This is a genomic window from Spirillospora sp. CA-142024 (assembly GCF_050942325.1).
GTDB lineage: Bacteria > Actinomycetota > Actinomycetes > Streptosporangiales > Streptosporangiaceae > Spirillospora.
Genome location: NZ_CP192077.1, coordinates 602,532 through 625,919, shown reverse-complemented (window position 1 = coordinate 625,919; position 23,388 = coordinate 602,532). Strand labels below are relative to the sequence as shown.

The window sequence follows — 23,388 nt, the reverse complement described above, 5'->3', positions numbered from 1 at the left end:
TCGCCCGCGACGGAAAAGCGAGCTGCGGGCGGTGGCGGAGTGGGTACTACGGCGACGGTCGTCGCGTTCATCACGGGCACGGCGATCAACACGTGGGTCATGGCGTACGGGGCGAGAAGACTCCTCAACGTCCGGTTCTCCCTGGTCAGGACGGCGACGGCGGGTGCGGCCGGGCAGGCGGTCGCGAGCCCGATCATCAGCGCACTGATCGGTGACATGGGGGTGCGCCGGGAACTGACGCCCTTGCCCTGGTTCATCTGCCTCGGCTTCGCCTGCGCGCTCCTGGTCTCGATGACCGTCCTGGTGCTGTGGGAGGCGTTCGTCCCGACCGGTACCGTCCCGTCGCCGCTGTACTGGTTCGGCGGCGTCCGGTCGCGGATCGCGCGCACCCGCCGCTACTGGCGGATCACGTTCGTCTTCCTCCGCCACGGGCTCGGCCCCTACCTGCGCGGACGCGCCCGCCCGAGCACCCACACGGCCCGTTCGTTCACGCACGCCCTCGAACAGGGCGGCGTCGTGTTCGTCAAGCTCGGCCAGGTCCTGTCGACCCGGCGGGACGTCCTGCCCGCCGAGTTCGTCCAGGAGCTGGGACGGCTCCAGGACCGCGCCACACCCGTCCCCTGGCCGGAGATCGAGCGCGTCATCAAGGAGGAGCTGGGCGACCCGCTGGACGTCTTCGCCACGTTCGACCGGACTCCGCTCGCCGCCGCGTCCATCGCACAGGTGCACAGGGCCACGCTCCCGTCCGGCGAGGACGTCGTGGTCAAGATCCAGCGACCGGGCATCCGCGCGGTCGTGGAACGCGACCTGGACATCGTCGGCCGCCTCGCCCGGACGCTCCACGACCGAGCAGGATGGGCCAAGGCGTTCGGTGTCGTCGAGCTCGCGGACGGGTTCGCGACCGCGCTGCGCGAGGAACTCGACTTCCGCGTGGAGGCAAGGAACATGGCGTCGGTGGCGGCGACCGGCCGCAGCACGGACGTCGTCATCCCCCATCCGTATGACGACCTGTGCACGAACCGCGTCCTCGTCATGCAACGCCTGGACGGCGTCCCGCTCGGCAAGGCCGGCCCACGCATCGACGCACAGGGCATGGACCGGACGAAGCTCGCCCACACCCTCCTCGACACGGTGCTGCGCCAGATCGTCCTGGACGGGGTCTTCCACGCCGATCCGCACCCCGGCAACATCCTGCTGCTGGACGACGGACGTCTCGGCCTGATCGACTTCGGGTCCGTCGGACGGCTCGACACCGAACTCCGCGGCTGCCTCCAGCGCATGCTCCACGCCATGAACCGGGGCGACGCCGTCGCGGTGACGGACGCGTTCCTGGAGGTCGTGGCCCGCCCGGACGAGCTGGACGAGCAGGCCCTCGCCCGCGCGCTCGGCGCCTTCATGGCCCGCCATCTCGGCCCCGGCACCACCCCGGACATGGCCATGTTCACCGACCTGTTCCGGCTCGTCGCGCGGTTCGACCTCGCCGTCCCGGCGGAGATCGCGGCCGTGTTCCGGGCGCTCGCGACGCTGGAGGGCGGGCTGACGGAGCTGGCACCCGGCTTCGGCATCGTCACCGAGGCGCAGGCGTTCGGAGAGTGCTACCTGCGGGAACGGCTCCAGCCCGGCTCGCTCCAGCAGGCCGCGAACGACGAGCTGCTCAGCCTGCTGCCACTGCTGCGCCGCCTCCCCCGCCGGCTGGACCGCATCACCGCCGCCGCGGAGGCCGGCCGCCTGACCATGAACATCCGGCTCTTCGCGGACGAGGGCGACCGGCGCACGGTCACGGGTCTCCTCCAGCAGGTGCTGCTCACCATCCTCGCCTCCACGGCCGGGGTGATGGCGGTGATGCTGCTCGGCCTGAAGGGCGGCCCGGCCATGACGGCGGACGTGACCCTCTACGAGTTCTTCGGCTACTGCGGCCTGGTGATCTGCTCAGTTCTCTCCCTCCGCGTACTAGCACCGATCTTCCGCCGCTGAACGGGCCGATCTACTGCGGCGCTTGATCGAACACATGTTTGACCGGCCCGGTACAGTGAGGGCATGTTCCAAGGGTCGCTGCTGGATCGCACGGACGAGAGCGGTCCGCGGCCGCTGAGTTCGGCGCGGCGCACGCGGCTGGAACGCGGCGCCTGGGTCGACGTCCTGCCCGGCTGGATTCCCGCGGCCGACGCGCTGTTCGAGCGGCTCCTCACGTCCGTCCCCTGGCGTGCCGAACGCCGCCGCATGTACGAACGGGTCGTGGACGTCCCTCGCCTGCTGGCGTTCTACGACGAGGACGCGGAGCTGCCCGACCCCGTCCTGGACGAGGCGAAGGCGCTGCTCGACGAGCACTACGCGTCCGAGCTCGGGGAACCGTTCCGCACCGCCGGCCTCTGCCTCTACCGGGACGGCCGCGACAGCGTGGCGTGGCACGGCGACACCATCGGACGCGGCGCCACGCACGACACGATGGTGGCCATCCTCTCGGTCGGCACGCCTCGAAGCCTTCTGCTCCGCCCCCGCGGCGGCGGAGCGACGGTCCGGCACGAGCTGGGCCACGGCGACCTCATCGTGATGGGCGGGAGCTGCCAGCGGACGTGGGAGCACGCGATCCCGAAGAGCAGCCGTGTCAAAGGCCCACGGATCAGCATCCAGTTCAGGCCGCGAGGGGTCCGCTGAAAAAGCGCGAACCCCCCAACTCGTGGCACCATTAACGGTGATTCATGAGGAGGCCCGTTGCATCGTCTGGTCGTGTCACTGACCTCCCCCGGGGCGTATCGGACGGTACTGGAAGCGCTCAACGCGCCGCTGCCGCCTTATGCACCGCCCGGGCGGCACATCCTGATCGAGCCGGGCTCGTACCCGAACACGGGGTTCAAGAGTTCGGGCGACTTCGTCATGACCGCCGTGGGCGGGCCGGGTTCGGTCACCCTGGACGGCCGGACCGTCGCCACGATCGAGGTCACCGGTCAGGTGACGCTGCAGGGGCTCGTCGTCCGGAACTGGAGTGACGACGGCCTCGCTCTGGAGGTCGCGGAAGGCACCGTCCTGGCGGAGCAGTGCGAGTTCACGACCAAGAACTCCGTCGCCGTGCGGGCGGCGCAGGGCGCCCGGCTGGCGATCCGGGACTGCCAGATCCAGGACGGCGCGATCGTGTACAGCGCCGCGGCCGGGGTCATGGAGGGCACCTCGGTCACCGGGACGAGCGGCAACGCGGTGGCGATCCGCAGCGGCAGTTCGGTGACCATCCGGTCGTGCAAGGTCAGGGACTCGGGCGGGCACGGCATCTGGGTGACCGAGGGATCCAAGCCGCTGATCGAGCAGTGCACCATCAGCGATCCGGCCAGCGCCGGGATCAAGGTCGACGACCGCGCGGACGCGGCGATCCGCAATTGCGAGGTCCACAGCTCGGGCCAGACGTCCCTGGTCGTGGCGGACAAGGGCATCATGCTCGCGGAGGACTGCCGGATCGTGCGCCCCAAGGTCGACGGGGTGTGGGTCACGAGCAGCGGCTCGCTGACCGCCCGGCGGGTCAAGATGGAGTCGGCGCAGCGGACCGGCGTGGTCGTGGACAACAAGGGTGTCGCGCTCCTTGAGGACTGCGAGGTCGTCGGCGCTGCCAGCAACGGTTTCTCCCTCACCGAGCGGGCGAACGTCACGGTCGTCCGGGGACGGGTCGCCGACGCGGGGCAGGTCGGTGTCGGGCTGGGCAGCGGCGCCCGCGTCCTGCTGGAAGGGGTGACGGTCAGCGGCAGCAAGCTCGCCGGCGTGAGCGTGGAACCGGAGGCCGAGCTCACCGTCCGCCGCTGCACGGTGGTGGACAACCACGGCCGGGGCGTCCTCACCTGCCTCGGGTCGAGCGTGGAGATCGACGACCTGACGAGTGTCCGCAACGGGCAGCCGGACCTGTTCGACTACGAATGGTCAGGCACGACCACTCAGTCCGCGAAGCCGGCGCCCGCCGAGCCCAAGAGCGAGACGCCGTCCGAGGCTCCGGCGAGTCAGGCACCGCCCCAGCCCGAGGGCCAGACGCCCAGCGTGGAAACGCCGAGCGGTGCGTCGGCGGATGTGCTGCTGGCCGAGTTGGAGGCGATGGTCGGCCTTGCCGGGGTCAAACGCGAGATCCGCAAGCTGACCAATCTGCAGAAGGTGGCTGAGCGGCGGCGGCTGGCCGGGCTGCCGCCCGGGCCCTCCATTGGTCGGCACATGGTGTTCGCCGGCCCGCCCGGGACCGGCAAGACCACCGTGGCGCGGCTGTACGGCGGGATCCTGGCGGCGTTGGGCGTGGTCGAGCAGGGTCAGGTCGTGGAGGTCAGTCGCGCCGATCTGGTGTCGGAGAACATCGGCGGGACCGCGCTGCGCACCACCGAGGCGTTCGACCGCGCCCGCGGCGGGGTGTTGTTCATCGATGAGGCCTACACCCTGTCCCGCAAGGCGACCGGCACCGATTTCGGGCAGGAGGCCATCGACACCCTGGTCAAACTGATGGAGGACCACCGCGACGAAGTCGTGGTCATCGCGGCCGGATACTCCGCCGAAATGCGCGAGTTCCTGTCCGCCAACCCCGGCCTGACCTCCCGGATCTCCCGCACGGTGGAGTTTGAGAACTACACCCCCGCCGAACTGGTCCAGATCGTCCAAGCCCAGGCCGACACCGACGGCTACCAGCTGGCCGACGACGCCCGCCAGGCGATCCTGGCGCACTTCACGGCAATGAAGCGGGACGCCTCGTTCGGCAACGGGCGAGCCGCACGGCAGGTGTTCGAGGCCGCGATCGAACGCCAAGCCCAGCGGCTGGGCGAGATGGAGGAACTGCCCTCGGCGCAACAGCTGTCGGAGCTGGTGGCCGAGGACCTGGACCTCGACACCGGTGGTCTGGCGGCCCGGTTCGGGGAGGCCCGCGACGCCGGGCAGGTCGACACCGTGATGGCCCGCCTGGCCGCGATGACCGGACTGGAGGAGGTCAAAAACGACATCCGTGACCTGCTGAACCTGATCGCCTCGGCGCGGCGGCGCCGCGCGGCCGGGCTGGAGGCCGAACCCTTCACCGGGCACCTGATCTTCGCCGGCCCGCCCGGCACCGGCAAGACCACCGTCGCCCGGCTCTACGGCGAACTGCTCACCGCGCTGGGCGTGCTGGCCCAGGGGCAGGTCGTCGAGGCGGCACGGGTCGATCTGGTCGGGCAGTACATCGGGCACACCGCGCAAAAGACCGCGGATGTGTTCGAGCGGGCCCGCGGCGGGGTGCTGTTCATCGACGAGGCCTACACCCTGTCCCGCCAGGCCGCAACGGGCAACGACTTCGGGCAGGAGGCCATCGACACCCTGGTCAAGCTGATGGAGGACCACCGCGACGAGATCATCGTCATCGCGGCCGGATACACCGCGGAGATGGAGGGGTTCCTGGCCACCAACCCCGGCCTTGCCTCCCGGTTCGCCCGCACCCTGAACTTCCAGCCCTACCCGGTTGAGGGCCTGGTCTCGATCTTCCTGGGCAAGGCCAAAGCCGCCGACTACCGCGTCCCCGAACCCACCCAACAGGCCCTGGCCACCTATCTGGAGGCCAACCGCGACGAGTTCCGGGTCGGCAACGGACGCGAAGTCGACAAACTCTTCCGCGCCGCCGTCACCGCCCACGCACGCCGCACCGAACAACTCGCCAGCACCGGCACCGAACTCACCACCGAACAACTCGCCACACTCACGCCCGAAGACATCACACCGCGTCGGACAGGGCCTGAAGATCGGCCTTTCGGCTTCGGCGTGGCCTGACCGGCTCCGATGTGAAGTACGCCCGACCGGGGTTTTCTCCGCGGCGGCCTTCCGCTCTCCTGACCAGAGGAAACTTTAATGATCTTGGTTGCGGGTTCCACAGGGAACATCGGCTCCGAACTGGTGTCCATCCTCGCCGCGTCCGGCGAACCGGTGCGGGCGCTGGTGCGCAAGCCACCGCCTTCGGAGGCGGCCGGCGTCGAGTACGTCACGGGCGATCTGGACGACCCCGCATCGCTGGCGCCCGCGCTGGACGGAACGAACGGCGTCTTCCTGCTTCCCGGTTACCGCGATATGCCGGGTGTTCTGGCCGAGGCCCGCCGCGCCGGAGTCGAGCGGATCGTCCAGCTTTCGGGAGGTTCGGCGGGCAGTGGTGACATGACCAACGCGGTCAGCCGCTACATGATCGTCACCGAGCGGGCCGTGCACGAGTCCGGCCTGCCCTGGACGATCCTGCGCCCGACGGCGTTCATGTCCAACGCGCTTCGCTGGCTTCCGCAGCTCCAGGCCGGCGACACGCTGCGGCTGCCGTTCGCGAACGTCCGCACGGCCGCCGTCGACCCGCACGACATCGCCGCCGTCGCGGCGAAGGCCCTGCTGGAGGACGGTCACGCAGGCCAGATCTACTACCCGACCGGCCCCGAAGCGACCCGGCCGGCCGACCAGGTGTCAGTCCTGGCCGACGTCCTCGGCCGTGACCTGCGCTTCGAGGCGCAGCCGGACGACGAGGCTCACGCCGAGATGAGCAAGCAGATGCCGGTCGAGTACGTCGACGCGTTCTTCGACTTCTACGTGGGCGGCTCGCTCGACGAGTCGGTCGTCCGCTCCACCGTCCAGGACGTCACCGGGAGGCCGCCCCGGACCTTCCGGCAGTGGGCCGAGGCCCACGCCGACGCCTTCGCGTGACCCCGCTCGCGGAGATCGAGGCGGCGACCCGGAGCCTGCTCGCCACCGCCGCGCGGCTCGACGACGCCGACGCCCGCGCGCCGTCGCTGCTGCCCGGCTGGACGCGCGGCCACGTCCTCACCCACGTCGCCCGCAACGCCGACGGCGGCACCCGCCTGCTGACATGGGCCCGCACGAGTCTCCTGTGGGGGGACGACCCCCCACACCCCCCGGGAGGGCCTGCCGGTCCGGCTCCCAACGCTCCGCTGGAGCTCCGCTCCGGGAACCGGACCGGCATCGAATCCTACGAGTACCGGAGCCTTGAGGCCCGCGCCGCCGAGATCGAGGACGGTGCGGGCCGTCCGGCCGGCGCCCTCGTGGCGGACGTCCGGGACAGCGCCGCCAGGTTCACCGACGCCTACGCGCTCATGCCGGACGAGGCTTGGGAGCGGACCGTCCAGTGGACGACGGGCGCCCGCCACCCGGCCGCCCGCGCCGCCGACGCCCGCCTCACCGAGGTGCTCGTCCATCACGTCGACCTGGACGCCGGTTTCACACCCCGCGACTGGCCCGCCGCCTTCACCACCCGGATGCTGGCGAGCGTCACGGCGTCCTACGCCCGCCGCGACGACGCCCCGGACCTCCGGCTGCGCGCCACCGACACCGGCGAAGAGCACGGGCACGGCGACCTTCTGGTCACAGGCCCTGCCACGTCCCTCCTCGCCTGGCTGATGGGACGCTCCCCCGGCACCGGCCTGACGGGCGCCGACGGCGTCGAGCTCCCCTTCCTCTACTGAGCCGGGCAGGTCTTGCCGCGCGGCGGGAGCTTCAGGGAGATCAGGTAGGCGTCGATCGTGTCCTGCATGCAGGGGCCCCGGCCGTAGCTGCCGTGGCCCGCGCCCTCATAGGTGAGGAGGCGTCCGGTCCGCCCGAGCTGGCGGGTGACGTTCTGCGCCCAGGCGTAGGGCGTGGCGGGGTCGTGGACGGCGTTCGACAGCAGGATCGGCGCGCTGCCGCGGACGTCCAGGCGGTGCTGCGGGTTGCGGACGGGCTGCGGCCAGCCGAGGCACGCGGAGATCGCCACGACGGGACGCGCGAACGTCATGTCAGGGGCGACCTTCTCCGTCCGCCGCATGAGCTGCGCGTACTCCCGGTAGTCGCGGACGGGGAGGCTCCAGTCGGAGCAGAACTGGGCGGTGAACGTGTCGTTGACGGTCTCTGCAGAGGCCGGTGCCGCCGACGGCCGCGGTGACGTTTCGAGGGGGCCGGACGCGTTCAGGGCGGCCAGGTTCTTGGCCAGGCCCGCCCAGTCGGGACCGTAGAAGCCCTTGTAGGTCATCAGCACCAGGTTGAACTCCGGCAGCGCTGTGCCCGGCTCGGACGGGTCGGGCAGTTCACCACGGGCGGCGCGGGCCCGCAGGTCGCGCCAGATGGCGCGGACGTCCTTGCCGTGCAGGGCGCAGTCCGATGTCCGTCCGCACCAGGCGACGAACTGGTCGAACGAGTCCTGGGCGGCCGCGAGTTCGGACGTCAGGAACCGCCGGGCGTCGGGGACGCTGTGGTCGTCGACGCTCTCCAGGACCATCGCACGGACCCTCTTCGGATAAGTCTCGGCGTACATCTCGCCCAGGAGCGTGCCGTACGAGCTGCCGTGGAAGGTCAGTTTCTGCTCACCGAGGGCCGCCCGGATCGCGTCCACGTCCCGGACGGTGCTGAGCGTGTCCGCGTGGTCGTAGAGCGGCCCGGTGCGTTCGCGGCAGTCGGCCCGCAGCCGCGCGTTGTGAACGAGGGTCGCCTGGAACTGCTCCGCACTCTTGATCATCGGGGACGGGCCGGCCTTCACGAGGTCGGCCGAGCAGGTCACCGGGTGGCTTGCGCCGATCCCGCGCGGATCGAAGCTGACGATGTCGAAGCGCTCGCGGAGCCGGTCGCTGAAGCGGTCGATGCCGCCCTCCAGCTTGATGACGCGCTGGACGCCGGAGTCGCCGGGGCCGCCCGGCCCGAACACGAGCGTGCCGACGCGGGCACCCGGGTCCAGGGCCTTGCGACGGGCGATGGCCAGGCCGAACGTGGGGCCGTCCGGCCGGGCCCAGTCGATCGGCAGCCGCAGGGTCGCGCATTCGGCCTTGCCGTCGTCACCGCAGGCGTGCCAGTCGATCGTGGACGCCACGGGGGACGCGGCGGCGAGGCTCGGCCGTACCGGGACGGCGGCGCCGGCCAGCGCCACCACCCCGGCCGCGGCCGCGCCCAGAAGGGCGAGCCTGTGTTCGCGCAGCATGAAGGTCCTTCCGGTGAAGGGACGTCAGATGGGGCCCGCATCGCGGGGGAGGCGGGAGCGGCCGGTCCCCGGACGTGGCCGGGGACCGCTGACGATCAAGCTAGGGGCGGTTCCTTCACCGGAACAGGGTGATCAGGGGTGGTTCAGGGTGGACTCAGGGTTCACTCAGGGATACGCCGGAATCCGCCCGCTCGGAGCGTCCTGTCAAGAGTCGCCAGTCAACACTTCACAGCGCTGTGGTATCCGACAATTCTCTGAAAGAGGCGGGGAAATGAGTCTGGTGACTCAACGGCGGTCCGGGGCGCCGTTGTGGATGGCGTTCAGGAGGGCCTTCCACTGAGCGGGCCCGAGAGCGAGAACGCCGGCGGAGCGATTGCGCGAGTCACGGACCAGCACCGACGAGCCCTGGGACGCCACTTCGACGCAGTCGTCCTGGTCCTTGCTCGCACTGCTCTTCCGCCAGTTCAGCACAGCCTCCGTGTCGGACAGGTACACCATCCAGCAACCCTCCATCCAATGCCGACGGGTGCCGTCATGCCCCGCCGATCGGGCGAGGGCACCCACCGGGCCAACACCAAGTAGGGCACAACAAACCACGACCTTGTGGATAATTTCCCGATCCAGAGTGTAAACGGTTCTAGTTATCCCGCCTACAAGGGAACACAAGATCACGCAGAGTGTTATGACGGCCACTCGCCTTGGGGATGCTGGATGCCGCTGTCACCTCCGGAAGAGTTGCGGTAGGGAAGTCAGTCAGGCCATGAGGTCCTCGGCGGTCTGCCGCATCAGCGCGACCGACTCCTCGGCCGACAGCGCCTGTTCCAGCAGCAGCTCGAAGCTGTCCCGGTACTCGGGGATCCGGGTGTCGTCCCCGGTGATCATGAGGCTGGCGCCGGGCCGGCCCTCCAGGTAGAGGATGTCGTCCAGGTCGCCTTCGAACTCCAGGAGACTGAACGGGCCGTCGAGCCCGAGATGCGCCCCCGACCGGAACGGGATGACCCGTACGGTCAGCAGATCGTTGCTCTCGGCCGAGTCGGCGATGTGGTTGAGCTGGGCGGGCATGATCGCCGGATCGATCTTGATGCCGACATGGCGGCGGATCACCGCCTCGTCGATGATGTAGTGCTGGCGCGGCGGGTTCTCCCGCTTCCCGAGCTCCTGCTGCCGCTGGATGCGGAGCTTCACGGCGAGCACACGTCCCGTCGGCGACGACTGGCCGGTCGAGAGCACCTCCGCGTACTCGGGCGTCTGGATCAGCCCCGGGATGACCGTCCCGTGGAACTGCCGGATGTAGGCCGCACCCGCCGAATAGCCAACGTAGTTAAGGAAGCCGGCGTCGAGCTCACCCCGGTACGCGTTCCACCACGCGGGCTCACGGGCGCCTCGGGCCAGCGCCTGCAACCGCTCCTGGCGCCCTTCGGACGTCACGCCGTAAACCCGGAGAAGTGCCTGCAAGTCGGTCCGGGTGATGGCGTTCTTGCCGCCCTCGACCCGGATGAGCTTCGACGGGGACCACTCCAGCTCCCGCGCCACCTGCTCCTGCGTCAGGTTCTTCTCTTTGCGCAGGCGGACGAGTTCGGTGCGCAGCAGCGCACTCTGGACTATCGGCCCCTGGTCACTGGTCATCGTGCTCGCTCACTGTAAGTAGTCGCTGCCACCCACCTGGATGCTACATGGCATATCGAGACCTCGCATCACACTCGACGTCATAGCGCCACCTGCTTGGTCAAGGACCCCCACACCCGGAGGACAAAACCTCGCCATACAACCTAAATCTTGCGGTCGTAGCTACCAGACTGCTGCATACCTTGAGTCCATGTACTAATGTGCTAGGTAGCAGAATAGTAGAAGACTAGTTGCAACCGGGCAAGGTGCGAGCGTATCGTCAGGACCTACGCTGACACACAGTGAAGGGCTCGGACGGGACGGCACGGCGTTCCGGTGAGCGGTCCGCCGGCGGACACGGGGCCACGAGCACCGCGGGCGGACGGAGAACGAACCTGGCATGCGCCGGACGGGAGGCCACTAGAGGACACGAGACTTCGGCAATGCCAGACAAGAGAACAGAGTCGCCCGCCGCTTCCCGCCGATCACCGGTATGGCAGCCAAGACGATCGAAGGAGAGCGGAGAGCGACTCCCAGGGCCGCACGACGACATTCCGGCCGGTCTGCGCCGACACTCCTGCGAAAACGCAGAAAGATCGGGCTGACCTGCCAAAACGTTTCTGCGGACTCACCCAGTCTAACCGCGATCACGCGGTGCGGGCTATAGGTGATGTGACTTCGGCCACGCCGCCGGGCGCCGGGCGCCCCCGTCGGCCGAGCGGAATCCGGAGTCGCGATTCGAGGCATGGGGTCCCCTGACATGTCAATACAGCAGATCACTTCCCCTACCGTCGCCGTCCACCCCGCGAATCCCACGGGCGCGCACCTTCCCGGAACACCGAGCTCAGGGCGGGTGGTCCGATGAACGAACACGCCCGCCACCACGACCCGGACCAGATCGTCCCCGCCGGGATCGTGTCGCCGCCGCGGACCCTGCGGCCGGCCGTGTCCGACCGGCGGGCCGGGTTCTGGGAGCAGCTCACCACCATCGAACGGGCCGCGTTCCTCGCGTCCGCGCGCGAGGTCGTCTACCCGGTCGGCACGGTCCTGTGGGCCGAGGGCCAGGCGGCCGACACCACCATCGTGATCAAGTCGGGCTCGGTGCGGATCTCCGTGGAACGCGGCGGACGCGAGCGGTTCGTCGCGTTCCGGGGCCCGGGCGACATCATCGGTGAGCGTGCCGCGCTGCTGCTGCGCCGCCGCTCGGCCACCGTCGTCGCGATGGGCACCCTGCACGCGCTGCTCCTGACCACGCAGGAGTTCGTCACCTACCTGAGCGACCACCCGCGCGTCGTCGCCGTCCTGGAGCGCGAGGTCTACGAGCGGATGACGGAGCAGCAGAACTCCGCGCAGCCTCCGGAGCAGATCCAGTACGCCGCCGGCGCGACGCACCCGTACGGCCCCGCCGCGCAGTACGGGCCGCCGCAGCAGTACGCGACGGCCTACGTGGAGGTCCTTCCGCACTACCACTACGCGATGGCCGGCCCGTTCACGGTCACCGGCTCGTACGCGATGCCCGATCCGCGCGCCGGAGGCGCGGCGTACGCCATGGAACCGGCCGGCGCGTCCGCCGCCCCCTCGCCCACCGTGCCGGCCCGCACCAGGCCGAGCCATGCCGCGGCTCCGGGACGCTCGCTGGAGGGAGTCGTGGTGCCCTCCTGCGAGCAGCCGACCCAGCCCATGAACCTCGCGTCCCGCGAGGACCGGTCATGGGCGGGCCAGAACTGCACCATCGTGTACACCGACGTCGCCGGGTTCAGCTCGCCCGAACGCAACGACGTGGACCGCATCGACGTGCGCCATGCCATGTACCGCGCCCTCCGAGAGGCGTTCGAGGACGCGACCGTCCCCTGGAGCGCCTGCCACGTCGAAGACCGCGGCGACGGCGCGCTCATCGTCGTCCCGGCCGAGGTGCCCACGGGCGCCGTGATCGACCCGATGCTGGAGTCGCTCGGTACGCGGCTGGGACGGCACAACCGCGGGTCGAGCGGGGCCGTCCGCGTCCAGCTCAGGGTCGCGGTGAACGTCGGCCCGGTGATGCCCGACCCGCCCGGCGTGTCCGGTTCGTCGATCATCACGACGGCCCGGCTCCTCGACGCGCCCCCGCTGAAGGCCAGGCTCGCCGCGACCGGCGCCGACCTCGGCGTCATCGCGTCCCGGTTCGTCTACGACTCGGTGATCGTCCCCGGCCCCTTCCATGTGAGCGCCGCCGCGTACGAGCGGATCAGCTGCCGGGTGAAGGAATCGGACGTCGAAGGCTGGATCCGCCTGCACGGCCTGCCCGCCCTGCCGGCGATCTGACCGGCGGCCCGGCCCGTCCCCCGCACGGGCCGCCCTCAGCCCACTACCCCGCGTGCCTTACCGCCGCGGGGTTTCTCGCGTCGGGCACCCGGTGCACCCCCTCCTCGGACGCCTCGGGTCAGGTGGCCTGGGGGCCGTTGTGGTTTCGCGGCATCCGCAGGACGAAGCGGGCACCGCGGGCGCTGTCCTCGATGGTGAGGGTTCCGCCGTGCAGCCGGGCGATCTCCCGGGCGATGGGCAGGCCGAGGCCGGTGCCCGCGGGGTCGCGGAGCTTGCTGTCCTCCAGCCGGGCGAAACGCTGGAAGACGAGGTCGCGGGCGTTCTCGGCCACGCCCTCGCCGTCGTCGAGGACCTCCAGCACCGCGACCCCGTCCTCCCGGGCGACGGTGATGTCGACCCGCGACTCGGCGTGCCGCTCCGCGTTGTCCAGCAGGTTCGTCAGCAGCCGGACGAGCCGGAGCCGGTCGCCGAGCACCGTCACCCCGTCCTGGAGGTGCGGGACGATCCGCTTCGTCCGGTCGGACCGCGCCACCTCGATCGTGACCAGGGCGCCGAGATCGATCATCTCGATGTCCTGCCAGGCGGCCGCGTCCAGGCGGGCCAGCTGCAGGAGGTCGGTCACGATCGCCTGCAGCCGTTCGAGGCTCTGCAGGACGGTCCGCGCGGTCTGCGGCCAGTCGACCTCGTCCGGATACAGCAGCGCCTCCTCGATCTGGGCGCGCGCGGCGGCGATCGGGCTGCGCAGGTCGTGGGACGCGTCGGAGGTGAAGCTGCGCTGCCGTTCGAGGGCGCCGTCGAGGCGGTCGAGCGTCGCGTTCGCGGCCTCCGCCAGCCGCCTGATCTCGTCCCGGTTCTCCGGCACCGTCACGCGGCGGCCCGACTGGTGGGCGGTGATCTCCGCCAGCTCGGCCCGGATCGCGTCCACCGGGGCGAGGGTCTGGTCCACCGTGCCCCAGGCGCGCAGGCACACCAGCAGCACCACCAGCAGGGACAGGCTCGTCAGGAAGAGCAGCAGGCTGGAGCTGACATACCAGGGCGTGGTGGGGATGACCGCGTACACGACCCAGTCGCCCGCGGGCTGGTAGACGCGGAAGGCGATCACCCACCGGCAGCCCTTGAGCCCGCGCGGCGGGCAGAGCACCTTCGTCCGGTAGACGTCGGACTTCCGCGGGAGGAAACGGGCGACCGGCGGGCCTTCCAGCATGTCGCGCGTGCCGGCGACGACCTTGCGCCTGTCGTCGAGGAGCTGGAGGGCGACGTCCTCCGGCGCGCTGAGCTCGCCCCGCACCGGCCCCAGCCTGACCTCGTAGGTGATCTTCAGCGCCGAGGACTCGGCCTGGTTCCGCTTGTACTCGGTCGCGCTGCCGCGCAGCCCGACGATGATCAGGGCGGTGAGGATGGCGCAGATCAGGGCGGCGACCGTTCCGGCAATCACGGTCATCCGCACCCGTATGGACCATGTGCGCCGTCCGTTCACCCGACCTCCCGCAGGTGAGGTAATCACCGCCCAGGCCGGAATCAGTCCTCCGAACAGTGGTGACGCACCCAAGAGAGGCCAAAGAAATGGTTGCCGGGTCCGGCGGTCCGGCAGAAGCCCGGGCGCTGGACGGGCACGTGACTAGCATGTCCGGTTATGGAGCTCCGCCAGCTTGAGTACTTCGTGGCCGTCACCGAAGAGGCGAGCTTCACCAAGGCGGCCGCCCGGCTGCACGTCGCGCAGCCCGGCGTGAGCGCCCAGATCCGGCAGCTGGAACGGGAGCTCGGGCAGCCGCTGCTCGACCGGTCCGGGCGGACGGTCCGGCTGACCGAGGTCGGCGCCGCCGTCCTGCCCTACGCGCGCGCCGCGCTCGCCGCGGTCGAAGGCGCGCGGCTGTCGGTGGACGAGCTGACCGGCCTGCTCCGCGGACACGCCACGATCGGCACCATCGACTGGATCCGCTCTCTCGACCTTCCCGGCATGCTGGCCGGTTTCCACCGCGACCATCCGAACGTGGAGATCACGGTCATCCAGGAGGACACCGCCACGCTGACGGACGGGCTCCGCACCGGACGGATCGACCTCGCGTTCCTCAGCCTCGGCGCCGAACCGCCCGAGGGCATCGCGACCCGGGTCGTCATCGAGCAGGACCTCTTCGCCGCCGTGGCCCACGGGCACCCGCTGGCGCGGCGGTCCACGATCCCGTTGCGGGCGCTCGCCGACGAGGACCTGATCTGCCTGCCCAAGGGGACCGGGCTGCGGGCCGTCCTGGACGGAGCCTTCGCGGACGCCGGCCTCCACCCGCGCATCGCGTTCGAGGCCGGCGAACCGCCCGTGGTGGCGCAGATCGCCGCGCACGGCCTCGGCGTCGCGGTGCTGCCCGAGTCCGCCGCCCGCGGCCTGCCGGACGACCTGCACGCCATGCCGATCGTCCGGCCGAGGCTGAGCGGGCGCATCGCGCTCGCCTGGCGCGCCGAGGGCCCGCGCAGCCCGGCGGCACGGGCCCTGATCGCCCGTGCCCGCCGGCGTCTGTCCCCCTGACCGGGCCTTTCCCGGTCAGGCGGCTCGTTCGTCCGAGTCGTCGAGGACGTTGTGGAGGACGTCCGGTTTGTTGGTGATGATCCCGTCCACGTCGAGGTCGACGGCCTTCTCCATGTCCTCGGGGTCGTTGACCGTCCAGGTGAGCAGGTCCATCCCGGCGTCGTGCACGTCGTCGACGTAGGACTCGGTCAGATCACGGAACGTGGGGTTGATCTGGTCGGCGTAGGTCGCGAGTTTCGGCAGGTCGGCCGCCTTCGGGGTGCCGAGCAGGCCGGTCGGCACGCGGGGCAGGACGGCGTGGAAGCGGCGCACCGACCCCCAGTCGAACGACTGGACGACGAGGCGCCGCTCGCGCGGGTCGTACCGCAGCCAGGACGGCGAGCGCCGCAGCGCCGCGGCGATGCGCCTCTCGATCCCGGGGTAGAGCGCGGGGTTCTTGATCTCCAGCAGCAGCCCGAGGCCCTTCCCGCGCATCGCGGTCAGCACCCGGTCCAGCGTCGGGACGCGCTCGCCCTCGTACTTCGCCGCGAACCACGACCCCGCGTCCAGCCGCTCGATCTCGGCGAGGGTGAAGTCGGCGACCTTCCAGGGCTTGCGGTCCGGGTAGAGCTTCTCGACGTTCGTCGTCCGGCTCAGCGTGGCGTCGTGCATGATCACGAGCCGGTGGTCCCTGGTCTCCTGGACGTCCAGCTCGAACACGTCCGCGTGCCTGGCCTTGGCGAGCCTGAACGCGGCGATGGTGTTCTCCGGCGCGTACGCGGAGGCGCCGCGGTGCGCGACGTTCAGGACGTCCTCGTCCTGGACGGCGGTCGTGCGCGGGAGCGGCTCGGGGGCGACGGGCAGCAGGGACAGGATCGGGCGGGGGGCGGCGTCGGCGGCCGTCGACGAGACGGTGATCGTCACCGTGGTCAGGACGGCGGTGAGGGCGAGACGATTCCGTCGGTGCATCAGTCACCTCTCGGGAGCCGGGGCTGTCCGCCCCAACCCTCGGATCGTCCGGTGACACCGAAGTTACGGGCCGATAGCAGACCGTGTACAGTCGGCGACGATACGCATCCGGTCGGCTGCGGAACGAGTCAGACACGGCGGTTTCGCCGAACGGCTACCCGACGTCGTCCGGCTTGTCAGGATTCGCGGCACGTGTGCTCTTGGCCGCCCTGGAGAGGATCAACGCGCCGAGCAGCAGCCTCCGGCTGCGGCGCAGCGGCCGCGGCAACCGGCTGATGGACGAACCGGGCTCCGGCCTGGGTGCGGGCACCTCAGGACGGCGGGGCGTGCCCAGCCGGGTCGGGCGGCTCCGCCCGCGCAGGGTCACCGACCGGCCGACGTCCCACTCGCCGGACTCGGCGAGGTGCGCCAGGTCGAGGACGGCCGCGGAGGCGAGGACCCGTCCGTCCGACTCCTTGGCGAGGTCGCTGAGGCGGGCCGCCTCGTTCACCGGGTCGCCGATCACCGTGTACTCGAACCGCTCCTCGGCGCCGATGTAACCGGCGACGACCGGGCCCGCGGACACGCCGATCCCCGCGTCCAGCATCGGCACCTCGGCGCGCAGCCGCACCGCCAGCTCGCGGGCCGCGCCCAGCGCGCCGCCGGCCGAGTCCTCCAGTTGCGTCGGCGCCCCGAAGATCGCGAGCGCCGCGTCCCCCTCGAACTTGTTGATCCAGCCGCCGTGCGCCGCCACGACGCTCACCACGACGCCGAAGAACCGGTTGAGGAGGCCGACGACCTCGTCCGGGCTGCGCGTGTCGGCCAGCTTCGTGGAACCCGTCAGGTCGACGAAGAGCACCGCCACCTCGCGCGTCTCGCCGCCGAGCGTGATGGCGCCGCGCTCCAGCGCCAGGTCGGCGACCTCCTCGCCGACATGCCGTCCGAACAGGTCGCGCAGCCGCTCGTTCTCGCGGAGCCCCGCGACCATGTGGTTGAAGCCGGCCTGCAGCTGCCCGACCTCGCTCGCGTCGTACACCTCGACCTCGGCGCGGAGATCACCCCGCTCGACCTGCGCCATTCCCGTGCGGACCGACTTGATCGGGTCGGCGATCGCCCGCGTCGCCATGTAGAGGACATAGACCCCGGCGATCAGCGCGGCGCCGCCGACGCCGAGGATGGTGATCGCCAGCTGGGTGACGTTGATGTCGGGCGCGGCCAGCGCGGCGATCGCCACGCAGATCAGCCCGAACACCGGGATCGCCGTCCCGAGCGCCCACGCGAGCATCAGCCGCGTCGTCACCCCGGGCAGCCGATGCTTTTTCGGACGTTCCGCCCCCAGCACCAGCCCCGCCGCCGGCCGCAGCAGCCGCTCCGACAGCAGATAGACGATCGTGCAGGTCGTGGCCGCGCCGAGCAGGCACGTCAGGCCCGTCTTCACGGCGAGCCGCCCGGTGAACAGGACGAGGTCGAGCACCGCCCAGCCGAGCGCGCCGACCGTCCACAGCGCGCCGATGAGCAGCGTCAGCCGGAGCGGCCCGAGCAGCACGGCCCGCCGCTGCCGCCGGTCGGGGTCTCCCCCGTCCCGGACGAACGTGACGACCGGCCGCCACAGCCAGAGCCCGCAGAGCAGCGCCGCCGGCGCCGCGACCACGGGATACCCGAAGAACGCCACCGCGTTCACCAGGTGCACGTAGTCGCGGTCGTCCAGCGGCGGATCGGGGACGACGAACGTCGCGAACAGCAGCACGACCAGCGAGCCGACCGCGTTCGCGACGCTCACGACGACCAGCAGGACCCACCGCACTCGGATCTCGAGCATGCTGGTCACGCGCGCCTCCGGAGGGATGGAACCGCCATGAGGGATCATCCCACGGCAGGCGCCGCCGCGCTCAGGCGCTGGTGCTCTCCTCGGCCACGGCGACCCGCACCCGCTCGCCCTGCGAGGCGCGCCGGACGAACGGCCAGCCGATCAGGATGAGCACCACCCAGATCGCCATCACGTACAGCGCGATCCGCGTGTCGGCCTCCCAGGCGATCGTCACGGTGACGAACGCGAAGAACGCCAGCACCGCCCAGTTCGTGTACGGCGCCCACGGCATCCGGTAGGGCGACTTCGGCAGTTCCCCGGCACTCGACCGCCGCCGGTAGATCATGTGCGCGACGAGGATGACCGTCCACACCAGCAGGGCGCCGCCGGTCGACACGGACGTGATGTACTCGAACGCCTTCTCCGGCACCACGGCGTTGACGATCACGCCGATCCCCATGACCAGCGCGGAGATGACCACCGTCAGCATGGGGACCCCGCGCCCGTTCAGCCGTCCGAGCGCCTTCGGGCCGTCCCCGTTGACGCCGGCCGTCCGCAGCATCCGGGACGTCGAGTAGAGCCCGCCCGCGTTGCAGGACGACAGCGCCGCGGTCAGCACCACGAAGTTGACGATGTCCCCGCCGCCCGGAATGCCGATCTTGTCGAACGCCAGCACGAACGGGCTCGCCCCGCCCTTGAACGCCGTCCACGGCACCACGGCCAGGATGACCAGCAGCGACCCCAGGTAGAACAGCGCGAACCGCAGCGGCAGCGCGTTGATCGCCCGCGGGATGTTCTTCTCCGGGTCCTTCGCCTCGCTCGCCGTCACACCCACCAGCTCGACGCCGAGGTAGGCGAACATCACCATCTGCAGCGTCATGATCGTGGCGCCGTACCCCTCGGGGAAGACACCGCCGTGATCCCACAGGTTCCCGACCCGCGCCGTCTCCCCCGCGTCACTGAACCCGAAGATCAGCACACCGAGCCCGACCAGGATCATCATCACGATCGCCGCGACCTTGATCATCGCGAACCAGAACTCCAGCTCGCCGAACAGCTTGACCGAGATCAGGTTCACCACGAACAGGACCACCAGGGCGACCAGCGCCGTCTGCCACTGCTCGACCTCGGGCCGCCACTTCTGGATGTACTTGCCGGCCGCGGTCAGCTCCGCCATGCCGGTCGTCACCCAGATGATCCAGTACGTCCAGGTCGTGGCGTAACCCCAGAACGGCCCCAGGAACTCCCGGGCGTACCCGGCGAACCCGCCCTCCGCCCTGCGATACGTGAGCAGCTCACCGAGCGCCCGCATGACGAAGAACAGCGCCAGCCCCGCCACGGCGTACGTCAGGATCAGGCTCGGCCCTGCCTTGGCGATGTTCTCACCGGCACCGAGGAACAACCCGGTCCCGATCGTCCCGCCGATGGCCAGCATCTGGATCTGGCGGGTGCCAAGCCCGCGCTGGTAGTCCTCCGCGCTCTGGTCTGGGAGCTTTGCGACCACGCGGCCTCCCTCACATCTAATGCCGCCCCTCGCGGGCGGGCGTCACCCTCCGATCACGCACAGTCGCGCAACCCGGACAGACTAGGAGCCCCGACCACGAACGCGAAACACACCCGCCCATCCGGTATCGGCCCGGTATCTCTCCGTCACGATCTTGCCCCCGCCCCGCCCCCGGTAATCGAGTTGGCGACCTCCTCGGCCATCGCGTATGCTCTCGGACGTCGCCAAGCGCCGGACACCCGGCCGCGACACCCCTCCCGAGCCGATAGGCTCGGAGCAGCAAGGTCCTGTGGAGCAGTTAGGAGTGCTCGCCACCCTGTCAAGGTGGAGGCCGCGGGTTCAAATCCCGTCAGGACCGCCAGACGCGCCGACGCGCGTCCTGGGCAGGTAGCTCAGTCGGTACGAGCGTCCGCCTGAAAAGCGGAAGGTCGGCGGTTCGACCCCGCCCCTGCCCACTCTCTTGACCAGCCATAACGCCCCGGAGCCAACAGGCCCGGGGCTTCGTTTTTGACAGCAACGAGCGATGCCCCACGGCGGACGGTCGAGGATCACCGCACATAGATCGCCCCCGGCCAGGGCCACCAACGGATTCGGGGCTGGACAGACTCGGTTTCGAGACTTACCGTCGATGGTATATATCATCAATCGTATGTTCGAGATCGAGATGGAGCCTGAGGTCGTCACGTGACTGGACACGCTGACGTTCGCCCAGTACCAGCGCGTCATGCGCAACGTGGACGACTACCTGGTCGACCGAGGTGACATGCTCGATGGAGACCACACCAAGGCACTACGCGACGGAGTCCGCGAACTGCGCTTCCACTTGGAGGACACGGCCTGGCGAATCACGTACTGGCTACCGACCGGGCCTGGCCGCTTGATCGTGTTACTGACGGTGTTCCAGAAGGTTCGCAACGACGCGCAACCACGGGACGTGGAGCGAGCAGTGAACGCACGACGGGTCTGCGAGACGTCCCACACAGGACCAGCAGACCATGTCTACGAGAGGAGCGAGTGATGGCCGGGCACACCCGTTGGAAGCTTGACCGTGAGCGGCGGCTGCGCGAGGGAGCACCCAGCCACCCCGAGTACGACCTTGCCGGCCTTGACCTCCGGCTCGGCGACATGATCCGCGAGCGCCGCAGGGAACTGGGGCTCACCCAGACAGAGGTGGCTGAGCTCGCAGGCATCACACAGCCCGCGCTGTCGCGCATTGAGGGCGGTGGAGGTGTGCCAACCCTGGCGATGCTGGACCGGATCGCCAAGGCCATGCACACCACGTTCACCATCACCGTTGGCGAGCACGCAGCAGCGTGACCCAACCACTCTCAGGACGCTCCGAGTCGGCCCGGTGTCGCAGAGCCAAGCCAGCTGACAGCAACGGTGACAGCAACAACGGCAATCGACCCCTACCGTCGGCACACCTCGCCCACCGTCCAACCTCGGTCGATGCTCGCGCGGCAGGGGTATTGTTATAGCTGAAAAGCGGAAGGTCGGCGGTTCGACCCCGCCCCTGCCCACTCTCTTGACCAGCCATAACGCCCCGGAGCCAATAGGCCCGGGGCGTTTTTGCGACAGCGCTGACGACAGCGACCAGGAGAGGTGAACGGGGATGAACGAGACCGGGGTTCCTCCTGACGATGTCCTCGCGGTGCTCTTGAAGATCAAACGATACGTCGACGAAACCGTAGAGGCGCTCCAGCAGCACACCGGTTCAACCCGCGCCGCTGGTCCGCTGAAGGCAGGTCACAATGCCGGTGAACGCTGACAAAGGAACCCCCGGCACGGTGTGCCGGGGGTTCGGGTTGGAAGGGTCGGCCTAGAGCGTGGTTACGCTGGGCCGCCCCCTGAGATCAGCAGGTCAGAGCCTGATCTTGCTGGCTCTTTCGTCAGTTGTCGTTCGAGGGCTTGCTGAGGTCGTCCACGGAGAGGAGGCCCTCCGCGAACGCCGCGGTGATGGGCTCGCTCGCGGTCACGATGATCAGCCCGCACACCATGTTCCGCAGCTCCGGCAGCATCTGCCCGGCCAGCTCCTGGACCAGCTTCGCGGCCTCCCGATTGCGGGGGGCCAGTTCGGCCAGGGCCAGGAGGATCTCCAGCTTCTCCGCGGCAGCCTTGCGGGACATGCCGGACGAGTTCTGAGCACCCATGGGGTTCTCCTTTGAGGAACACGACACCCGAGCCTGCCTCGGGGTCACCCGGGACCGTCCGGCAACAACGGCAGCGTGCAACGTTCATCGTTCCTGGCGCTTCGGGACGAACGGCGCCAGCTGTCCGATCTTGCTCGTCGACCGTGCCCAGCGGCGAAAGGCCGGGCAGTACGAGCGATGCCGGCGGCGGCTGAAAGCCCAAGGCCAGCACCAGCGAGGGTGACGACAACGCTGACGACAACAGCCCCACCCGCAGGGCACCAGCACCAGCCGTACGGCACCGTCCACCTCGGCGGCTTCCGCGTGATCACGGCCGTTGCTACTTCTGAAAAGCGGAAGGTCGGCGGTTCGACCCCACCCCTGCCCACCTCTTCGACCAGGACAAACGCCCCAGAGCCATACGGCCCGGGGCGTTGTTCTTGACGGCAACGTAGCCTCTGCGACAGCGGGCGCTCAACACGCGTCAGCGCAACACCGGTGAGCCGTTACCCGAAGCTGCGACCTCTCGCGCCACCGAGAAGCATGATCACAACCGAGGCACCCCTGCAACGTCGACTTCAGAACATGATCTGAGTATGATGGTGGCATGAGCACCACCGCGGACGCAGTGACCTTCTCCGACTTGTCGCGTAACCCCAAGTCCGTAGCAGAGCGCGCAGCGCGCCTCGGCCGGCTGCGCGTCACCCACCGCGATGCTCCCGACTTCTACCTCACGGCCGCTGACCGGGAAGAGCAGCGCGACGAGAGTCTGGCGACCGCGTCACGGATCTTTCTGGCGCTCATGAAGCATGATCCGAGCGCTCGGGCATTGCTCCTTGCCATGCCCGACGTGTTCCCCTGGATCCGCCACCTGAGCACTGAAGAGGTCCGCGCCTTCACCGTGGAGCTGGTCGACGCCCTGTCCGACGCCGCCGAACTCGATCTCGACACGAATGCTCAAGAGGTCATCACCGGCTGGCGCGCCACCGCACGTATCAAGGCAGATCGCACACAGCACGAGGAAGCCCTTCGGCCGACCTCTGGCGACTTCGGTCCAGTCGAGGTAGCGCCTTGAGCCCCAAGCGAGGCGACAGGGTCACCGTCCCACCGCCCGACGACGAATGGGATGTCAGGTTCGGCACCAGCGAGGCGGTACGAGGCTGGGAAGAGCCATGCCGTCTCGCTCTGTCGAACGCCCGCCGATGCCTGGAGACCCTACGCGCTGAGCCGCGTTCCCGCGCCAACCACGAGCGCCAGCACCGACTCCGCGGAGATCTCGCAACGCACCGGCACAACGGCCGGGCCCTCGAACAATGGGAGTACGAGGTCACAAGCGGCGGACGCGTCCGCTGCGTGATCAACGATGACGACCGCACAGTCTGGATCGTTTACGCATCCCCCCGCCACCCCAAGGACACCGACCGCTGACGGCAACGACGGCCACCAGAAGGCACCACGGGCGCACGTCAGGCACCGTCCGACCTCGGTAGACACCACCGCCGCAGGGCAGTTGCTACTTCCGAAAAGCGGAAGGTCGGCGGTTCGACCCCGCCCCTGCCCACCTCTACACCCTTGACCGGCAGAAACACGGTCAGGGGTGCTCTCATTTCCGGCCTGAACAGGCCTCAGGCGGATGTACACCGCTCGAACACCTTCCGCCTATCGCCTACCGAAGGCCCCGCTGTT

19 protein-coding genes and 2 tRNA genes are annotated in these 23,388 nt (G+C 69.8%); 13 read left to right on the top strand and 8 right to left on the bottom strand.

All coding sequences use genetic code 11. The features are described from left to right. The first annotated feature begins 39 nt into the window (after positions 1 to 39). The 5 genes from ACQPZP_RS03185 (at position 40) to ACQPZP_RS03165 (ending at position 7,430) form a co-directional block, all read left to right on the top strand. Positions 40 to 1,974 (top strand): ABC1 kinase family protein, encoded by a 1,935-nt coding sequence (locus ACQPZP_RS03185; protein ID WP_433476116.1) that lies wholly within the window; start codon positions 40 to 42, stop codon positions 1,972 to 1,974. Between the two features lie 63 nt (positions 1,975 to 2,037). After that, positions 2,038 to 2,655 (top strand): alpha-ketoglutarate-dependent dioxygenase AlkB, encoded by a 618-nt coding sequence (locus ACQPZP_RS03180; protein ID WP_433476115.1) that lies wholly within the window; start codon positions 2,038 to 2,040, stop codon positions 2,653 to 2,655. Between the two features lie 72 nt (positions 2,656 to 2,727). Then, the gene (locus ACQPZP_RS03175; RefSeq protein ID WP_433476114.1) at positions 2,728 to 5,748 is read left to right on the top strand and encodes a right-handed parallel beta-helix repeat-containing protein; all 3,021 of its coding nucleotides are present in this window, start codon (positions 2,728 to 2,730) and stop codon (positions 5,746 to 5,748) included. Between the two features lie 78 nt (positions 5,749 to 5,826). Beyond that, entirely contained in the window at positions 5,827 to 6,654 is an 828-nt protein-coding gene (locus ACQPZP_RS03170) for an NAD(P)H-binding protein (protein WP_433476113.1), read from the top strand. Then, positions 6,651 to 7,430 carry a maleylpyruvate isomerase family mycothiol-dependent enzyme gene (locus tag ACQPZP_RS03165; protein ID WP_433476112.1) on the top strand — a complete coding sequence of 260 codons (780 nt, stop codon included), beginning with the start codon at positions 6,651 to 6,653 and terminating at the stop codon, positions 7,428 to 7,430. Before ACQPZP_RS03170 ends, ACQPZP_RS03165 begins: the two co-directional genes overlap by 4 nt. Here ACQPZP_RS03165 and ACQPZP_RS03160 read toward each other — a convergent pair. The 3 genes from ACQPZP_RS03160 to ACQPZP_RS03150 all read right to left on the bottom strand — a co-directional run bounded on the left by ACQPZP_RS03160 (position 7,424) and on the right by ACQPZP_RS03150 (position 10,537). Beyond that, on the bottom strand, positions 7,424 to 8,911 hold the full coding sequence (locus tag ACQPZP_RS03160) for an alpha/beta hydrolase (protein WP_433476111.1): 1,488 nt from the start codon (positions 8,909 to 8,911) through the stop codon (positions 7,424 to 7,426). The two genes, ACQPZP_RS03165 and ACQPZP_RS03160, sit on opposite strands and share 7 nt — an antisense overlap. 285 nt (positions 8,912 to 9,196) lie before the next feature. Beyond that, complete coding sequence (locus tag ACQPZP_RS03155) at positions 9,197 to 9,409, bottom strand: DUF397 domain-containing protein (RefSeq protein WP_433476110.1); 213 nt, start codon at positions 9,407 to 9,409, stop codon at positions 9,197 to 9,199. Positions 9,410 to 9,664: 255 nt separating this feature from the next. Next, complete coding sequence (locus ACQPZP_RS03150) at positions 9,665 to 10,537, bottom strand: helix-turn-helix domain-containing protein (protein ID WP_433476109.1); 873 nt, start codon at positions 10,535 to 10,537, stop codon at positions 9,665 to 9,667. Positions 10,538 to 11,377: 840 nt separating this feature from the next. Here ACQPZP_RS03150 and ACQPZP_RS03145 point away from each other — a divergent pair. Continuing rightward, positions 11,378 to 12,817, top strand: coding sequence for a Crp/Fnr family transcriptional regulator (locus ACQPZP_RS03145; protein WP_433476108.1), 1,440 nt, complete (start codon positions 11,378 to 11,380; stop codon positions 12,815 to 12,817). Positions 12,818 to 12,935: 118 nt separating this feature from the next. Here the strand turns inward: ACQPZP_RS03145 and ACQPZP_RS03140 are convergent, their stop codons facing one another. Then, on the bottom strand, positions 12,936 to 14,258 hold the full coding sequence (locus ACQPZP_RS03140; RefSeq protein ID WP_433476107.1) for a sensor histidine kinase: 1,323 nt from the start codon (positions 14,256 to 14,258) through the stop codon (positions 12,936 to 12,938). 192 nt (positions 14,259 to 14,450) lie between these two features. On the opposite strand from ACQPZP_RS03140, the gene ACQPZP_RS03135 reads away from it, so the two are divergent. Further along, positions 14,451 to 15,335 (top strand): LysR family transcriptional regulator, encoded by an 885-nt coding sequence (locus tag ACQPZP_RS03135; RefSeq protein WP_433476106.1) that lies wholly within the window; start codon positions 14,451 to 14,453, stop codon positions 15,333 to 15,335. A 15-nt stretch (positions 15,336 to 15,350) separates the two neighbouring features. On the opposite strand, the gene ACQPZP_RS03130 is transcribed toward ACQPZP_RS03135, so the two are convergent. The 3 genes from ACQPZP_RS03130 to ACQPZP_RS03120 all read right to left on the bottom strand — a co-directional run bounded on the left by ACQPZP_RS03130 (position 15,351) and on the right by ACQPZP_RS03120 (position 19,573). After that, the gene (locus ACQPZP_RS03130; RefSeq protein ID WP_433476105.1) at positions 15,351 to 16,283 is read right to left on the bottom strand and encodes a glycerophosphodiester phosphodiesterase; all 933 of its coding nucleotides are present in this window, start codon (positions 16,281 to 16,283) and stop codon (positions 15,351 to 15,353) included. A 154-nt stretch (positions 16,284 to 16,437) separates the two neighbouring features. Beyond that, positions 16,438 to 18,081: an adenylate/guanylate cyclase domain-containing protein gene (locus tag ACQPZP_RS03125; RefSeq protein ID WP_433479542.1), complete on the bottom strand. Its 1,644-nt coding sequence runs from the start codon at positions 18,079 to 18,081 to the stop codon at positions 16,438 to 16,440. Between the two features lie 70 nt (positions 18,082 to 18,151). Further along, positions 18,152 to 19,573 (bottom strand): amino acid permease, encoded by a 1,422-nt coding sequence (locus ACQPZP_RS03120; protein WP_433476104.1) that lies wholly within the window; start codon positions 19,571 to 19,573, stop codon positions 18,152 to 18,154. Between the two features lie 283 nt (positions 19,574 to 19,856). Here ACQPZP_RS03120 and ACQPZP_RS03115 point away from each other — a divergent pair. From ACQPZP_RS03115 to ACQPZP_RS03095, 5 genes are all read left to right on the top strand, one after another. Then, a tRNA-Asp gene (locus ACQPZP_RS03115) sits at positions 19,857 to 19,934 on the top strand. 20 nt (positions 19,935 to 19,954) lie between these two features. Next, positions 19,955 to 20,028, top strand: a tRNA-Phe gene (locus ACQPZP_RS03110). A 233-nt stretch (positions 20,029 to 20,261) separates the two neighbouring features. Further along, positions 20,262 to 20,591, top strand: coding sequence for a type II toxin-antitoxin system RelE/ParE family toxin (locus ACQPZP_RS03105; protein WP_433479541.1), 330 nt, complete (start codon positions 20,262 to 20,264; stop codon positions 20,589 to 20,591). Then, positions 20,591 to 20,890: a helix-turn-helix domain-containing protein gene (locus ACQPZP_RS03100; RefSeq protein ID WP_433476103.1), complete on the top strand. Its 300-nt coding sequence runs from the start codon at positions 20,591 to 20,593 to the stop codon at positions 20,888 to 20,890. The genes ACQPZP_RS03105 and ACQPZP_RS03100 overlap by 1 nt, the downstream gene beginning before the upstream one ends. A 295-nt stretch (positions 20,891 to 21,185) precedes the next feature. Continuing rightward, complete coding sequence (locus tag ACQPZP_RS03095) at positions 21,186 to 21,341, top strand: hypothetical protein (protein ID WP_433476102.1); 156 nt, start codon at positions 21,186 to 21,188, stop codon at positions 21,339 to 21,341. A 121-nt stretch (positions 21,342 to 21,462) separates the two neighbouring features. Here the strand turns inward: ACQPZP_RS03095 and ACQPZP_RS03090 are convergent, their stop codons facing one another. After that, positions 21,463 to 21,723: a hypothetical protein gene (locus ACQPZP_RS03090; protein ID WP_433476101.1), complete on the bottom strand. Its 261-nt coding sequence runs from the start codon at positions 21,721 to 21,723 to the stop codon at positions 21,463 to 21,465. 586 nt (positions 21,724 to 22,309) lie between these two features. On the opposite strand from ACQPZP_RS03090, the gene ACQPZP_RS03085 reads away from it, so the two are divergent. Next, positions 22,310 to 22,777 carry a hypothetical protein gene (locus ACQPZP_RS03085; RefSeq protein WP_433476100.1) on the top strand — a complete coding sequence of 156 codons (468 nt, stop codon included), beginning with the start codon at positions 22,310 to 22,312 and terminating at the stop codon, positions 22,775 to 22,777. Positions 22,778 to 23,388: the final 611 nt, after the last annotated feature.

Excerpts from the sequence above, each read along its gene's own strand:
- ACQPZP_RS03180 (WP_433476115.1), top strand. The coding sequence starts at position 2,038 with ATGTTCCAAGGGTCGCTGCTGGATCGCACGGACGAGAGCGGTCCGCGG.
- ACQPZP_RS03170 (WP_433476113.1), top strand. The coding sequence starts at position 5,827 with ATGATCTTGGTTGCGGGTTCCACAGGGAACATCGGCTCCGAACTGGTG.
- ACQPZP_RS03160 (WP_433476111.1), bottom strand. The coding sequence starts at position 8,911 with ATGCTGCGCGAACACAGGCTCGCCCTTCTGGGCGCGGCCGCGGCCGGG.
- ACQPZP_RS03155 (WP_433476110.1), bottom strand. The coding sequence starts at position 9,409 with ATGGTGTACCTGTCCGACACGGAGGCTGTGCTGAACTGGCGGAAGAGC.
- ACQPZP_RS03150 (WP_433476109.1), bottom strand. The coding sequence starts at position 10,537 with ATGACCAGTGACCAGGGGCCGATAGTCCAGAGTGCGCTGCTGCGCACC.
- ACQPZP_RS03145 (WP_433476108.1), top strand. The coding sequence starts at position 11,378 with ATGAACGAACACGCCCGCCACCACGACCCGGACCAGATCGTCCCCGCC.
- ACQPZP_RS03140 (WP_433476107.1), bottom strand. The coding sequence starts at position 14,258 with ATGACCGTGATTGCCGGAACGGTCGCCGCCCTGATCTGCGCCATCCTC.
- ACQPZP_RS03135 (WP_433476106.1), top strand. The coding sequence starts at position 14,451 with ATGGAGCTCCGCCAGCTTGAGTACTTCGTGGCCGTCACCGAAGAGGCG.
- ACQPZP_RS03130 (WP_433476105.1), bottom strand. The coding sequence starts at position 16,283 with ATGCACCGACGGAATCGTCTCGCCCTCACCGCCGTCCTGACCACGGTG.
- ACQPZP_RS03125 (WP_433479542.1), bottom strand. The coding sequence starts at position 18,081 with ATGCTCGAGATCCGAGTGCGGTGGGTCCTGCTGGTCGTCGTGAGCGTC.
- ACQPZP_RS03100 (WP_433476103.1), top strand. The coding sequence starts at position 20,591 with ATGGCCGGGCACACCCGTTGGAAGCTTGACCGTGAGCGGCGGCTGCGC.
- ACQPZP_RS03095 (WP_433476102.1), top strand. The coding sequence starts at position 21,186 with ATGAACGAGACCGGGGTTCCTCCTGACGATGTCCTCGCGGTGCTCTTG.
- ACQPZP_RS03090 (WP_433476101.1), bottom strand. The coding sequence starts at position 21,723 with ATGGGTGCTCAGAACTCGTCCGGCATGTCCCGCAAGGCTGCCGCGGAG.
- ACQPZP_RS03085 (WP_433476100.1), top strand. The coding sequence starts at position 22,310 with ATGAGCACCACCGCGGACGCAGTGACCTTCTCCGACTTGTCGCGTAAC.